This window comes from Methylobacterium sp. SD274, assembly GCF_017355285.1.
GTDB lineage: Bacteria > Pseudomonadota > Alphaproteobacteria > Rhizobiales > Beijerinckiaceae > Methylobacterium.
This window is the reverse complement of record NZ_JADIJP010000015.1, coordinates 33,631-47,255: the sequence shown is the minus strand read 5'-3', so window position 1 is coordinate 47,255 and position 13,625 is coordinate 33,631. Positions and strand designations below refer to the sequence as shown.

Annotated in this window: 13 protein-coding genes and 1 tRNA gene; 5 read left to right on the top strand and 9 right to left on the bottom strand. The window is 65.7% G+C overall.

Annotation, left to right across the window (positions count from 1 at the left end; all coding sequences use genetic code 11):
- Positions 1-200 precede the first annotated feature (200 nt).
- A complete protein-coding gene (locus tag IPV08_RS14190; protein WP_207412316.1) occupies positions 201-659 on the top strand; it encodes a GNAT family N-acetyltransferase in 459 nt (152 codons plus the stop codon).
- Between the two features lie 50 nt (positions 660-709).
- Here IPV08_RS14190 and IPV08_RS14185 read toward each other — a convergent pair whose 3' ends face one another.
- The 3 genes from IPV08_RS14185 to htpG form a co-directional block, all read right to left on the bottom strand.
- The gene (locus tag IPV08_RS14185) at positions 710-1,606 is read right to left on the bottom strand and encodes a 3'-5' exonuclease (RefSeq protein WP_207412315.1); all 897 of its coding nucleotides are present in this window, start codon (positions 1,604-1,606) and stop codon (positions 710-712) included.
- A gap of 357 nt (positions 1,607-1,963) precedes the next feature.
- Positions 1,964-2,053 (bottom strand) — tRNA-Ser (locus IPV08_RS14180).
- 158 nt (positions 2,054-2,211) lie between these two features.
- Positions 2,212-4,044, bottom strand: coding sequence for a molecular chaperone HtpG (gene htpG, locus IPV08_RS14175; RefSeq protein WP_056421920.1), 1,833 nt, complete (start codon positions 4,042-4,044; stop codon positions 2,212-2,214).
- Between the two features lie 248 nt (positions 4,045-4,292).
- On the opposite strand from htpG, the gene IPV08_RS14170 reads away from it, so the two are divergent.
- The 3 genes from IPV08_RS14170 (at position 4,293) to IPV08_RS14160 (ending at position 7,204) form a co-directional block, all read left to right on the top strand.
- Positions 4,293-4,586, top strand: a complete 294-nt coding sequence (locus IPV08_RS14170; RefSeq protein ID WP_348646123.1) for a hypothetical protein — start codon at positions 4,293-4,295, stop codon at positions 4,584-4,586.
- Positions 4,587-4,724: 138 nt separating this feature from the next.
- Positions 4,725-5,876: an FIST N-terminal domain-containing protein gene (locus IPV08_RS14165; protein WP_207412314.1), complete on the top strand. Its 1,152-nt coding sequence runs from the start codon at positions 4,725-4,727 to the stop codon at positions 5,874-5,876.
- Positions 5,873-7,204: a hybrid sensor histidine kinase/response regulator gene (locus IPV08_RS14160; RefSeq protein ID WP_207412313.1), complete on the top strand. Its 1,332-nt coding sequence runs from the start codon at positions 5,873-5,875 to the stop codon at positions 7,202-7,204. The genes IPV08_RS14165 and IPV08_RS14160 overlap by 4 nt, the downstream gene beginning before the upstream one ends.
- Here IPV08_RS14160 and IPV08_RS14155 read toward each other — a convergent pair whose 3' ends face one another.
- From IPV08_RS14155 to IPV08_RS14130, 6 genes are all read right to left on the bottom strand, one after another.
- Positions 7,205-8,395 (bottom strand): L-dopachrome tautomerase-related protein, encoded by a 1,191-nt coding sequence (locus IPV08_RS14155; RefSeq protein WP_207412312.1) that lies wholly within the window; start codon positions 8,393-8,395, stop codon positions 7,205-7,207. It lies immediately after the preceding gene.
- 32 nt (positions 8,396-8,427) lie between these two features.
- A complete protein-coding gene (locus IPV08_RS14150) occupies positions 8,428-9,399 on the bottom strand; it encodes an SMP-30/gluconolactonase/LRE family protein (RefSeq protein ID WP_207412311.1) in 972 nt (323 codons plus the stop codon).
- A gap of 69 nt (positions 9,400-9,468) precedes the next feature.
- The gene (locus IPV08_RS14145; RefSeq protein WP_207412310.1) at positions 9,469-10,674 is read right to left on the bottom strand and encodes an L-dopachrome tautomerase-related protein; all 1,206 of its coding nucleotides are present in this window, start codon (positions 10,672-10,674) and stop codon (positions 9,469-9,471) included.
- A 96-nt stretch (positions 10,675-10,770) separates the two neighbouring features.
- Positions 10,771-11,136 carry a response regulator gene (locus IPV08_RS14140; protein ID WP_056421932.1) on the bottom strand — a complete coding sequence of 122 codons (366 nt, stop codon included), beginning with the start codon at positions 11,134-11,136 and terminating at the stop codon, positions 10,771-10,773.
- Between the two features lie 190 nt (positions 11,137-11,326).
- A complete protein-coding gene (hpt, locus tag IPV08_RS14135) occupies positions 11,327-11,896 on the bottom strand; it encodes a hypoxanthine phosphoribosyltransferase (protein WP_056421935.1) in 570 nt (189 codons plus the stop codon).
- Positions 11,897-11,966: 70 nt separating this feature from the next.
- Positions 11,967-12,746, bottom strand: coding sequence for a zinc-ribbon domain-containing protein (locus tag IPV08_RS14130; protein ID WP_207412309.1), 780 nt, complete (start codon positions 12,744-12,746; stop codon positions 11,967-11,969).
- A gap of 159 nt (positions 12,747-12,905) precedes the next feature.
- On the opposite strand from IPV08_RS14130, the gene ftsE reads away from it, so the two are divergent.
- Positions 12,906-13,604 (top strand): cell division ATP-binding protein FtsE, encoded by a 699-nt coding sequence (ftsE, locus tag IPV08_RS14125; RefSeq protein ID WP_056421937.1) that lies wholly within the window; start codon positions 12,906-12,908, stop codon positions 13,602-13,604.
- Positions 13,605-13,625 lie beyond the last annotated feature (21 nt).

The window sequence follows — 13,625 nt, the reverse complement described above, 5'->3', positions numbered from 1 at the left end:
CTAACCCCGCAACGTAGCCTTAGCACTCAATCCGCGAGAGCGCTAAACATCATCGTCGGCGCAGTGGTGGGATCGCGATGCAATGCTGGCCGGGATGTCGCTAAAATGTGTCTCAGCGTTGCGAAGCGTATCTGCTCAGTTGAGGCACTTCCCTCGCCTTGGGCGTTACGGCTGACAATCTAGGAAGAAACCGGCAAGACATGCATATCCGTCCCTGCAGGTGTGGAGACGACGAGGCTGCGGCCCTCGCGGTTTTTGACAGGACGTTCCCGATCTCGCATTCGTTCTTGGAGGGCCGGGAGCAAACCGCTGCTCGTGAGCATCTGGCACTTCTACTGAGGCACTCAGAAACTCTGATAATAGAGGTGGATAGCTCCGTGATTGCCTTCATCACCGTGGATGATGGAGATTACATTTCAGCATTGTACGTAGATCTCCCACATGTCAGCCGGGGTGTGGCATCGGCCCTCCTGCAGGCGGCACAAGATCGTCACCAGATCCTTTGGCTTCACGTCTTCGCGCAGAATGTTTCTGCCGTGCAGTTCTACAAAGCTCGGGGCTTCGCCGTAGTGGATGAGGATAGGCAAATCGATAGCTCAGGTCGCCGGCACCGACGCTTCGAAATGGAAAACGCCAACGGTTTCGCCACGTATCGTTGACTGCGAGCCACGCGACGGAGCTTCAGCTTGCGTTGGCTCAGCTCAGGCAGTTAGTCCGATGCTTCGGGGTTTACCCTTATGGAGAACCGATCACGCGCCGTGATGCGTTCGGTGGGGAGATCGATCACTTCCCCCTGGAAGATTTCCTGGCTTAAAAAGGCGCGCTCAATGTCGAACAGTTCTTCTTCGACGTCGATGTACCAGCACCGCCTACGACCGCTCCAGCGATAACTGCGAGCTTTCAGAACGTCCTTCGTTGCGATGGGTGAGCCGGCGGCCCAAATGCGGAGCGTGGGCTTGCGCGCGGTTTCGAGCAGGCACGCCAGCGCAAGCCGACCGGACGTCTTTAGGGGGGCTGCCAGGAGTGCACGAAGGGCATGGCAATCGTCGATGGCACGGTGGCCCTTATGGAAGAAACCGTAATCGGTCAGCAGGTAGCCGAGCTTCATGCCCTCGTGGCCTTCGTTACGCCATGGCACCTGATAGCAAGAGCAAGCCCAGTTCTTCTCAACGAAGATCGGCCAGCGGCTCTCACAAAACTGGCGGTCGAAGCTTGCGTTATGGGCGATCACCACGACGGCATCGCCAGCCATCGCTCGTACCGCCGCGTCATTGATCCGTTGACCGGCTACGTCAGCGTCCGTGATGCCGGTCAGTCGCGTGACCTCTGGCGGGATCGGCTTCTGCGGCTCTTGGAGTTGGTTGAAGACCTGAAGCACCCGGTAGATGCGGCCGCTCGCGCCGTACTCGAACTTGATCATGCCAAGCTCGATCACCTCGTCGTGTGTGTGATCGACCCCAGTCGTTTCGGTATCGAGTATCAGGCCAATGAAAGTAGGCTCGGTCGGCTGATCGGTGCAATCGGCGAACGGTCCGACCCTCCTAAGCACGCGGTATTCGCCTGTGCTCTCGAGCACAGAAGCTATGCTGTCGAGGGGGTGAATCACCGCTACCGTGTCCTTACCTTCAGACTCACCGTCGCATGGCATCTAAGGGGTGCGACCCGCTCGTGGAAAGACACGGTTGCGTTGGCTCAATTCGACGTGCTGAGCCTCGGTGCCCGAGGGAATCAGCATGTGTCAGGGTTCATGCCCCCAAAGGCAAAGCGGCTATGCGGCCCTACGGCTTACCCGCAATAACGCTGCCACGCTCTTCAAGCGCTCGGCCTCGCGTGCGCGAGGCGAAGTCCAGCAAGATCCAGCTTTAGCCGACGCAAGCCGATACAAAATGTGGGGTAAATTGAGGGCGACTGCCCAACGCTAAACCGGCTTTCCGAGCAAAAGCAATGACTTAGCAAGGGTAAATGGCGGAGAGGGGGGGATTCGAACCCCCGATGGGCTTGCACCCATGCCGCATTTCGAGTGCGGTACAATCAACCGCTCTGCCACCTCTCCGCGGGGCGCCTCGATGAGACGAAGGCTCGTTAGCACGAGTGCGGCGGAGATCGCAAGACGAGAAGCGCAAGACGAGAAGCGCGAGTCGAGAACCGCATCGGTACTCATGGCTGGCCAACGGAGGCGCCTGCTCCCGGCAGGCGCCTCCGGTCGTGCGTTCAGGCGCCGGGGGCCAGGGCAGCGGCGACCTTGCGGGCGAAGGCCACGGGGTCGCGCGGGGTGTCGCCGTCCTGAATGCGGGCGAGATCGACGAGGGTGCCGGCGGCCTCCGCCACATCCTCCCCGGCTTCCGCCTTGGCGCCGAGGGAGGCGATCAGCGGGTGGCGCGGGTTGATCTCGAGGATCGGCAATCCGCCGGCTCCACGCCCGGCCCGGCGCAGAAGGCGCTGCATCTGCAGGTCGGGTCCGCTACCGGAGGCCGAGAGCACCACGGCGCTCTCCACCAGCCGGTCGGTGGTTCGCACGTCGGCGACGTCCTTCGCGAGCGCCGTCTTGAGGGCGGCGACGAGGGCATCGACGGAGGCGGGCGCCTCGCCGGCTTCCTCGGTGGCGGCGATCTTCGAGAGGTCGAGGCCGCCCTGGGTCACCGAACGCAGGGGCTTCTCCTCGAACCGGCCGAGCTGCTCCGGCCAGAACGCGTCCACATGGTCGGAGAGCAGCAGAACCTCGACGCCGCGTGCGCGGAACCCCTCGAGCTGCGGCGAGGAGGCCAGGGCGTCGGCATCGTCGGCCACGAGGTAATAGATCGCCTCCTGACCGTCCTTCATGCGCGAGACGTAATCGGGCAGCGAGGTCCAGCCTTCCACGGCCGAGGAGCGGAAGCGCAGAAGCGGAGCGATCTCGCCCCGGCGCTCGTAATCCTCGTAGATGCCCTCCTTCAGGACGGGCCCGAAATTCTCCCAGAAGGACTGGTAGCCCTCCGCATCCTTGGCTCGGGTGCCGAGTTCGGAGAGGACGCGACCGGTGACGGCGCGACGGATCTTGGTGAGGACCGGTGTCGCCTGCAGCATCTCGCGGGAGACGTTGAGGGGCAGGTCCTCGGTGTCGACCACGCCCTGTACGAAACGCAGCCAGGTCGGCAGCAACTCGGCCTCGTCGGTGATGAACATGCGCCGGACGTGAAGGCGAACCTTGCTCGCGCGCTCGCCCTCCACCGCCTGGAACGGCTTCATGCCGGGGATGAACAGCAGCGCCGAGAATTCGAGGGCCCCTTCCACCCGCCAGTGCAGGGTCGCCCAGGGCTCGTCGAAGTTCATGCCGACATGGCGGTAGAACTCGGTGTACTGCTCCGGGGTGACCTCGGATTTCGACTTGCGCCACAGGGCCGTGCCCTGGTTCGCGGTCTCGGTCTTGCCCTCGGCGACGATGGCGACCGGCACGGTGATGTGGTCGGCCCATTTGCGCACGACGTGGTCGAGCCGGTAGCTCTCCAGATACTCGTCGGCATCCTCCTTGAGATGAAGGACGATGTCCGTGCCGGGCTCGTCGCGTGTCGCCTGTTCCAGGGTATAACTGCCCTGGCCCTCCGAGGCCCAGGTCCAGGCTTCGTCGGAGCCGGCGCGCCGAGAGGTCACGGTCACGCGGTCGGCCACCATGAAGGCGGAGTAGAAGCCGACGCCGAACTGGCCGATCAGGCTGGGTTTGTCCTCGGCCTTCGCGTCTCCGAGCGACTGGCTGAAGGCCCGGGTGCCGGAACGGGCGATGGTGCCGAGATTCTGCGCCAGCTCCGCCTTGGTCATGCCGATGCCGGGATCGGAGATCGTCAGCGTGCGCGCGGTCTTCTCGGGGGTGATCGTGACCTTTGCGTCGGCCGGCGGCGCCGAGACCGATTGCGTCAGCGCCTCGAAACGGCGCCGGTCCAGGGCATCGGCGGCGTTGGCCACCAGTTCCCGTAGGAAGATTTCACGGTCGGAGTAAAGGGCATGGACCACGAGGTCCAACAGCCGGCCGACCTCGGCACCGAATTCGTGCCGTTCCAGGGTATCGCTCAAGGGTTTGCCTCCGGGGATCGAACGGTGCGCGATATGATCCCTACAACGGGGAAATTCAATGCGTGCAACCGAGTGCGGGCAAACGGATGCCGGGAGAAGCGAACCGGTGTGCCGACTCGGAACGGCGCGAAAAACCGGCAGGTCGTGCAATCGATGGGTCGGCGGCTCCCCAGGAATGCAACCATGTCGGCTTTCAGGCGTAGCCGTGCCAGACGCACGACCCTGTTTGGAGGATGACGATGGAACCGATGAAGCCCATGGAACCGATGAAGCCTATGGAGCCGATGAAACCGATGTCCGGCGGCGAGGCCTGGTGGCCGCAGGAGCTGGGCCAGCCCTCCACCAGCGGCGGCCAGAACGGAATGCGCTATGCGTTCTTCCCCCATGCCCGCCGCCTCGTGATCGATACCGACGGCAAGCGCACCACCTACGATACCGGCGATCACCAGATCAGCGGCGTCTCCCAGAGCAACGGTTCCGCGCCGACCTTCTCGTCGCGGCAGGGCGACGTCTCGGTCAAGGACCTCAAGACGGTGGATTGACAGGTAAGGGCGGCGCGGGAGAGCGCCGCCATTGCACCCCGCTCGGCGCGCCGACATACTCGCCAGCGGCGTGACGACGAAGGCGCAAAGCCAGTCCACGACGCCGGAGGGAGCGCGACGGTGGAGGAGGACACGCGGATGCGTGGGCATCTGTGCGGGATCAAGACCTCCTGGACGATGGCGACGGCGGAGGCCGACGCCGTGGCGGACATCGCCGCCCATATCGGCCCGGCCGGCCTCTCGCACATGCTGGCCTTCTTCTCCCCCGATTACGATGTCGGCGCCCTGAACGCCGCCCTGGGGGAGGCCTTCCCCGGCACCCCCATCACCGGGTGTACGATGTCGGGCGGGATCTGTCCTGCGGGGGGCCTGGAGGGCGGCCTCGTCGTCGTGGCGTTTCCGGCCAAGGGATTTCGCGTCGTCTCGGCGATCCTCGATGCCATCGACCATCTCGATGTGGCTCGCACGGCCTCGTCGGTCCGCACGCTGCGCCGGGCGCTGGCGACGGACCCCACCGACCACGCGACGAACCGGCTCTTCGCCTTGTCCTTCATCGACGGGCTCGCCAATGCGGAGGAGACGGTGGTCTCGACCATCGCCTGGGCCCTCGACGGCATTCCGCTGGTCGGGGGATCGGCCGGCGACGATCTGCATTTCCGCGAAACGGTCTTGCTCCACGGCGGCACGATCCATCGCAGGGCGGCCGTGGTGGTGCTGGTGGAGACGGATCACCCGTTCCAGACCTTCAAAAGCGATCATTTCGAGCCGACATCGACGAAGTTCGTGGTGACGGCTTCCGACGACGAGCAGCGCATCGTCCATGAATTGAACGCCGAGCCCGCCGCCCGCGAATACGCCATGGCGGTGGGGCTCGATCCGGAAGCGCTGACACCGATGAGCTTTGCCGCCTATCCGCTCGCCGTGAAGGTCGGCGGCGAGTATTTCTGCCGCTCGATCCGGCGCATGAACGCCGACGGCTCGCTGACCTTCTTTTGCGCCATCGACGAAGGCGTCGTGCTGACCCTGGCCCAGCCACGCGACATCGTGGAGACCACCCGCAACGACCTCGCCCGCCTCGATGCGGCGTTGGGTGGGATCGACCTGATCATCGGCTTCGATTGCGTCCTGCGCCGCCTCGACGCGGAAAGCCGACAGGTCCGCCAGGGCATCTGCAATCTCTACCGCCGCTACGACGTGGTCGGGTTCGAGACCTACGGCGAGCAATACCGGGCGATGCATCTCAACCAGACCTTCACCGGCATCGCCATCGGCCGGCCGCGCGCCCGATGAAGGCCGATCATCCTGACGATGCCGCCCGCCGCATCGCCAAGCTCGAGCGCATCAACGCCGCCCTCATGGCGCATGTGGAACGCAACATGGACCAGCAGGGCGGGGCCTATTCGCTGTTTCAGACCGCGATCATCCTCGAGGGTCGGGTCCGCTCGCGCACCGAGGAGCTGACCGGGCTGATGTACAGCCTGGAGCGCTCCAACGCCGCCCTCGTCGCGGCAAAGGAGGAAGCCGAGACCGCCAACCGCTCGAAGACCCGCTTCCTCGCCGCCGCCGGCCATGATCTGCTTCAGCCGCTGAATGCCGCGCGCCTCTCGGCCTCGGCCCTCTCCGACATGCCGCTCAGCCCGGAAGCCCTGGCGATGTCGGGGCAGGTGGAGCGCGGCCTGCAGACCATCGAAGATCTGATCAAGACGCTGCTCGACATCTCCAAGCTCGATGCCGGCATCGTCCGGCCGATCATCCACCCGGTGGCCCTCGCCGATCTGCTCGGAGGCATCGCTGCGAGCTTCATGCCGATGGCCGAGCGCAAGGGCCTGCGCCTCGCGGTCCGCTGCCCGGAGCTCCGGGTGGACAGCGACCCGATCCTGCTTCGGCGCATCCTGCAGAACCTCGTCTCCAATGCCGTCCGCTACACCAGCCGCGGAGGTGTGCTGATCGCCGCGCGTCGGCGGGACCAGGCGTGCCGCATCGAGATCATCGATACCGGTTGCGGCATCGAGGAGAGCGAGCGGCATCTCGTCTTCGAGGAATTCTACCGGGGCGGCAGGGAGGGTGACGAGGGTGAGCCCGGTCTCGGTCTCGGGCTCTCCATCGTCCAGCGCATGGCAACGGCCCTCGATCACGCGCTCACCCTGAATTCCCGGCCCGGCCACGGAACGCGGATGAGCCTGACCGTCCCCATCGGCACCTCTCCGATCGAGCCGGTGGCCGGCCCCACGCCGATCGCGACGCGGCTGACGGGCGCGCGCGTGCTCATCGTGGAGAACGATCCGGCCACCGCAGATGCACTGACGCGCCTGCTGCGGAACTGGGATGCCGATGTGAGTGCTCATCGCGATCTCGCAAGCGTCGGAGAGTACGTCTCCGCCGGACGTCCACCACCGGACGTGCTGATCCTGGATTACCACCTCGACAACGGCGCCTGCGGCCTGGACGTGGCCACCTACCTGCGGGGCGTGACCCGCGCGGACCTGCCAGCGATCGTCACCACCGCCGACCATTCCGCCGCGATCGAAGCCGATGTGGCGAGGCTCGGGGCGGAACTGATGCACAAGCCGATCAAGCCGGCGCAACTACGCGCGCTGCTCACACATCTGCTCGGCTGATCACGCCGGGTCGGCGTCGATGCGTATCCTTAGAATCTTATAGGGCGGCTGCCTGAGGTCGCGCCCGTTATTGTAGTCGGGGCTGCGATTGACCTGCGCGGCCGTGATGTAGAGCCAGCGGTCGGGGGTGATCCAGAACGTGTCGGCCCAGATGAGCCGGGGATCCGTGGCGAGGATCGTGACAGTGCCGTCCGTCTCGCGCCGGCCGACCGCGTTGTGCTCCTGCAGGGCGAGATACACGCGGTCCTTGGAATCGGCAATGAGCCCTCCGGTCATGCCCTTCTCGCCGAGATCCTCCACAGCGGCGGCGACCTCGGCATCGGACACCGCCGGGTCGAGGAGAAGAGCGGTCTCCACCGCATAGAGGCGCCGGCCCATCAGTGGGGCGTAGTAGAGGCGTCGGCCGTTGGGGCTGAGGGCGATGCCGTTCGCGCCGCCCTGGACCGGACGCGGCGGCCCCTCGGCCTTGCGCTGCAGGATCTGGCGATTCTCGACTACTTTGACGATGCCCTTCTGGGACTCGGTACTAGCATGCCGGGCAAGTCGCCGGGTAACACGACCGCTCGCGAGATCAACCGCGAGGATGGCACCATGGCCGTCCTGGCCCTGGTCCGTGATGAACGCCACCGCCCGTCCGTCCCGGATATCGACCCTGAGGTCGTTGAGCGAGGAGGTCGCCGTGACGCCGGCCTCCAGCGGGACCACCTGGGCGATCCGGTTGGTGGTCAGATCGAACCGGACGAGCTTGGCACCTCCCGGCATGGGCGGGCCCGACCCATCCGGCAATCCGGCATCGAGCACCCAGAGCCTGTCGTCGCGGTCCATCACACCATTGGGGACGTGAAGGAGCCGGTGCTGAGAGGCCTTCGGGTCGGGCTGATTGGTGGCCTCGTCGGGATAGGGCGTCACGCTCCCGTCCGGCATGACCTCGCCGAGGGTGAAAGGGACCTTGGCGTTGAAGCGCGGCATCATCACGAAGACGCGGCCGCTTCGCGACAGGGTGATGCCGGTGGGGTTCGAGGGCGCATTCGCCAGCATGGCGAGTTCGAGCCCGGGAACGCCCTGATCGCTGGCGACCCCCGTGCCGGATTCTGCTTGGGACGCGTCCTTTTGCTCAGCGGAGGCCTGGCTGGTCAGTGCGGCAAATCCGGCGAGGCCGGCAGCCAGCATGTCACGTCGAGCGAAGGTCATGGATGCTGCAATCCTGAAGGATATGAATGCGGTCAGCGGGCTTTCACCGCGCCCCGGACCTTGAGATCGATGGCCGCCACCACGGAGCCCGCCGAAATGAAGAGGCGATTCCCGTCCTGCCCGCCGAACTCGACATTGGAGGCCGGCGTCGCGGTGGCGATCCGGCCGAGCAACGTCCCGTCGGGCAGGTAAACACGTACGCCGTCGTCACAGGCCGCGTAGATCCGCCCGGCTTCGTCGATGGCGAGCCCGTCCGGAGCGCCCGTCTCGAGCGAGGCGACGACGCGTGGATCACCGAGACGGCTCTCTTCCACCGGAAAGGCGAGGATAGCGCGGGCCCCTTCCGCATTGTCGAGGGCGGCACTGGTCTCGGTGACGTAGAGCGTTCGCCCATCAGGCGAGAAGGCGATGCCGTTCGGTTGGCCGACCGCGTCGGTCATGGCCAGGATCTCACCGGCCGGATCGATCCGGTAGACCCGCCTCGCGGACTGGGAAGGCGTGGTCTGAATGCCTTCATCCGGCACGGTGATGCCGAAGACAGGGTCGGTGAACCAGATCGCACCGTCCGGCGCGAGCGCCGCGTCGTTGGGGGAATTCAATGGCTGGCCGCCATACATGTCGGCCAACACAACCATCGATCCATCGGATTCGCGGCGAACGACGCGACGGGTGCGGTGCTCGCAGGTGACGAGACGTCCCTGACCATCGAGGACGTTTCCATTGGCATTGTTGGACGGATCGCGGAACGGCATCACTCCGCCATCCTCGCCGATCACCAGCATGCGGTTCGATCGCACATCGCTGACGATGAGGCCCCCAAGGTGCGGCGCCCAGCACACGCCTTCGCACCACCGACCCTCGCGGTAGAGGGTCACCGGCCGGGCGGAGGGATCGACCAGTTCGGCGAACCGGGGATCGTCCGAACGAAGGATCGGGGCCGCCGAGGCCGGCGGGCTCCAGAGGGAAGATGCGGCGAGGCCGCAGAGGATATCGCGTCGGCGCATGGAAAAGCTCGCAACGGAGGGCAGCGGCGAGGCCCAGGCGGGTCTCGTCGACAGGTCGGGCCTTCGGTCTCAGCGGGCCGATGGGCTCGTCGTCGAGCCGGCGGCGTCGCTCGTCAGTTTGATGCTCCACAGGTCGGTCGGCAGAGCCGCCGGGGCGCCGGCCTTGTAGAAGGCCGAATCCTGGATACGAGAGGTCGTCACGTAGAGGGTCCCGTCCGGTCCCTCGGCGAAAGTATCGGGCCAGCGCAGGCGCTTGTCCTGAATCAGAATCGTGAGGGCGGAGCCCTTGGTGGACAGGTCCCGAACCTTGATCGAATCGTCCTGGGGCGAGGTGACGTACATCCGCCCATCCTTGCGCGAGATGATGAGGCCGTCAGCGGGACCGTTGTCGCCCACCGTCTCGACCTTGGCCGACAGGCTCCGGTCGCTGAGCGCCTCCGGCACAAGCGACGAGGTCAGCCAGCCGGTGAGCGCGGATGTGGGCAGGCTGTAGAGGGTTCGCCCCTTGATCGCCTGCCAGTAGAGGGTGCCGCCATCGGGCGAGAGGGCGATACCATCGGCGGCGAATTCCACGCCGCGCCCATCGGGTCGCCGCAGCGGCTTGCCCTCATAGGTCACCGTGACGCTCTTGTCGGGTTGGGTCGTCGGATCGCCGTCGAGGAGGCGACGGGCCTTGCCGCTGGCGAGATCGACCACGACGAGGGCACCGCTGGCACCCGAGTCGGTGATGTAGGCGGTCTTCCCATCCGGCGAGAAGCGGACGTCGTTGAGGTAGGAGCCCTGCGGGGCCACCGCCTCGTCGAAGGCGATGATGCGAGCGGGCTTGTTCGTCTTGAGGTCGATCTCCACGAGCTTCGGCCCGTTCTTCACCAATGCGGCCATAGCGGGAGCGGCCGGATCGAGAACCCAGAGATTGCCGTCGGGGCTCGCCACGACACTCTGGACACAGATCCAATGGTCGCCCGCCGAAACCTCGTCCTTGCGCGCGTTGCGCCAGGCGTTCCACTCGGCATCGGGGAAGGGCGTGATCCGACCGTCCTTTACCTCGGCAACGGAGACGGCGCTGTCCTCCGTCCAACGGGGGAAATTGACGAAGACGCGTCCGTCCTTCGTCACGGTAACGCCGGTCACTTGGTGCTCGAAGCTGGCGACCTTGGCGAGGGCGCCGGCGGGTGCCGAACCGGTCTGGGCTTCAGCCCATGCGGAGCCCGCGACGATCGTGCCGGAGAGAAGCACCGCGGCCAGGGCGGCGCGGGTGGTCGTCGATGACATCATGGGGCACTCGTGGCGGGGAGAGAGAGGTACTGCTCCCTCCGGCAACGCAACGACCGGCGGCCAAGCTTCAATCAAATTTTCAAGGATGACGCGTCTTCAGGCGGCGAGCGCGCGCCTCACGGTGGAACGCAGGTCCGCCAGCGAGAACGGCTTCGTCAGCACGTCGGTGACGATGGCGTCGAGACCGCGGGCACGCTCGCGCTGGTCGGCGAACCCCGTCATCAGGAGGATGGTCAAGTTGGGAAAATCGCGCTTTGCTGCGAGGGCGAGGGCGATGCCGTCCATGAGCGGCATGCGGATATCGGTGAGCATCAAATCGAACGCCCCGTCCGCCTCCGTCAGCCGATCCAGTCCGTCACTGCCATCCGACGCCGTCACGACGGAATGACCGTCAATTTCCAGGCCCCGCTTCAGGAAACCACGTACCGGCTCTTCGTCATCAACAAGGAGAATTCGCGCCATCAACTCTTTGTCTCTGCTGGACCGCCCAGACTGCGCTTCTACTCAGCCCCTATGTCAAGGGCTGCTTTGCATCAAATAATACGTAAATGTTGCGCAATATGTGGCCGCGCGCAATTGTCGCCATAAACCCACGGGTGAACCCTCGCGAACCCGATTCATCGCGTGCCTCGCCTCCCTGAAGAGGGGGGGCTCAGGTTCCGCCGAAGAGATCCGGCTCGCTGCTCACATGGTCCACGAGACCGACGAAGGGAAGTTGCCGATATTCGTGCGCGACATCCATGCCGTAGCCCACCACGAACACATCGGGGCAGGTGAAGCCGACGAAATCGGCATCGATGGTCACGGCCCGCTTGCCCGGCTTCTCCAGCAGAACGGCGGTCAGCACCCGCTTGGCCCCACGCGCCATGAGCAGATCCTTGGCGAAGACGACGGTGCGTCCCGATTCAAGGATATCGTCCACGAGCAGCACGTCGCGTCCGCGAACCTCGCTCTCCACGTCCCGCAGGATCGCGACCTGCCCCGAGGATACCGTCCCGCTGCGGTAGCTCGACAGGTGCACGAACTCGACCTGTGGCGACAGGCCCGAGCGGTGCAATGCCCGCAGTAGGTCGGCGGCGAACATGAAGCTGCCTTTGAGAACCGCCACGACAAGGAGGTTCTCGGGCTTGGCCGCGACGATGGCTGCGGCTAGCTCCTCGTTGCGGTTCGCGATGGCGGCTTCGTCGAAGAGGACGCGGACGCGTCGGGTCGGGCTGGTCATACATTCTCCCTACCACGAGCAGAGCCGGCTGGCATCGATTTTCGCCCTCAACCAGCGGCAATGTCAGGGGTCAGTGAGCGACATCCGCTTCCGGCGCACCCCGTTCCGGTGCGAACCCGACCTTGATCGTACGCCCCTGTGCCGGAGGAGACGACAGGCTCGCCCTGAACCGGGCCGTCTCGCGGTCCTCGAGGCTGGAACGCGGCGGCGTCACGGTCCAGCGGTAGATGGTCTGGTCCTGCGCGTCGCGCACCTGGATTTCGATCGGCGGTACCGGGACGGTGGTGCCCGCCACACCGACCACGTCGCCTTCTATGACGAGTTGGGACGCCGCCCCCTCGCCCTGGGTCTGGTAGGCCGCGAGATCGCGGATCTCGATGCCGCGAAGGTTCACCGGCATACCGATCCGGGCATAGAGCGAGGCGCTCTGGGGCATGGCCCGAACCACGGTGCTGCGCGCGAGGAGCGCCAGGGGAATGCCGGCCAGCAGGGCGAGCCCGAAGGCGGCGGCGGGCGACGGGGCGCTCCAGCGCTTCTTTGGCGGCGTCCGCCCCCTGGCCTTGCGAACCGGCTTATCTTCGGACACCGGCTCTACCGTCGCGGACTGGGCCTCCTCGGCCAAAGCCGCCTCCCATGCATCGAGATCGGCCTGCGCTTCGCCGCGCCCCTCCACAGAGCCCATCGCCGCCTGAATCTCGGCCATCTCCTCGGCAAGGGCGGCGGCGACCTCGTCGGGTGAGATGAACCAGGTCTCGCGACAGGCGGCGCAGCGCACGGAGCGACCCTCGACGCCGACCCTGTCGGTGGCGATGTCGTATTCACTTGCGCAGGAGGGGCATACGATCAGCATGGCGAATCGCCGCCTCGAATATCTCGATCGGCAGTTGCCGGCTCGGTGAAAAAGACTCACACCGTCATCGCCGGAAGCGGTTAATCCTCCGTGAAGCGGCGGATATGGGAGGGCAGGCTTGTCAGCAGAATCGCGCATCGACGGATCCGGGACCCTAGCGTGAGCCGTGACAGCCTCCTGTCGGGCGTCGAGGAGCCCGTGGTTCAGTTCGAGAATGTCGGCATGCGCTACGGCCTCGGGCCGGAAGTGCTGAGCGACGTGAGCTTCCAGATCGCCCCGCGCTCGTTCCAGTTCCTCACCGGCCCTTCGGGCGCGGGAAAGACCACCCTGCTGCGCCTGATCCTGCTTTCGGTGCGGCCGACGCGCGGATTGGTCTCGGTGTTCGGGGAAGAGGTCAGCGATATTTCCAACGAGGCGCTCACCGGCCTGCGTCGGCGGATGGGCATCGTGTTTCAGGATTTCCGCCTGCTCGACCACCTGACCACCTACGAGAACGTCGCCCTCCCCCTGCGCGTCCAGGGTCGGGCGGAAACGAGTTACCGCGCCGAGGTGGTGGAACTCCTGCGCTGGGTCGGCCTCGGCGAGCGCATGCATGTCCTGCCGCCGCTTCTGTCGGGCGGCGAGAAACAGCGCGCGGCGATCGCCCGCGCGCTGATCGCCCGGCCCGACCTGCTCCTTGCCGACGAACCCACCGGCAATGTCGATCCCGGCCTCGGCCGCCGTCTGTTGCGGCTGTTCATCGAACTCAACCGCCTTGGCACCTCGGTCCTGATCGCGACCCACGATTTCGCCTTGATGGACCTCGTCGACGCCCCCCGGCTCGTTCTGGGCCAGGGCCGGCTTCAGATCGAACGCTGATGGGTGAGGCTAGCCTAGACC

Bases quoted from the DNA above. Each gene is read 5' to 3' on its own strand.
- IPV08_RS14190 (WP_207412316.1), top strand. From the start codon at position 201: ATGCATATCCGTCCCTGCAGGTGTGGAGACGACGAGGCTGCGGCCCTC.
- hpt (WP_056421935.1), bottom strand. From the start codon at position 11,896: ATGACCAGCCCGACCCGACGCGTCCGCGTCCTCTTCGACGAAGCCGCC.
- IPV08_RS14155 (WP_207412312.1), bottom strand. From the start codon at position 8,395: ATGACCTTCGCTCGACGTGACATGCTGGCTGCCGGCCTCGCCGGATTT.
- IPV08_RS14145 (WP_207412310.1), bottom strand. From the start codon at position 10,674: ATGATGTCATCGACGACCACCCGCGCCGCCCTGGCCGCGGTGCTTCTC.
- IPV08_RS14170 (WP_348646123.1), top strand. From the start codon at position 4,293: ATGAAGCCCATGGAACCGATGAAGCCTATGGAGCCGATGAAACCGATG.
- IPV08_RS14160 (WP_207412313.1), top strand. From the start codon at position 5,873: ATGAAGGCCGATCATCCTGACGATGCCGCCCGCCGCATCGCCAAGCTC.
- IPV08_RS14130 (WP_207412309.1), bottom strand. From the start codon at position 12,746: ATGCTGATCGTATGCCCCTCCTGCGCAAGTGAATACGACATCGCCACC.
- IPV08_RS14165 (WP_207412314.1), top strand. From the start codon at position 4,725: ATGCGTGGGCATCTGTGCGGGATCAAGACCTCCTGGACGATGGCGACG.
- IPV08_RS14140 (WP_056421932.1), bottom strand. From the start codon at position 11,136: ATGGCGCGAATTCTCCTTGTTGATGACGAAGAGCCGGTACGTGGTTTC.
- IPV08_RS14150 (WP_207412311.1), bottom strand. From the start codon at position 9,399: ATGCGCCGACGCGATATCCTCTGCGGCCTCGCCGCATCTTCCCTCTGG.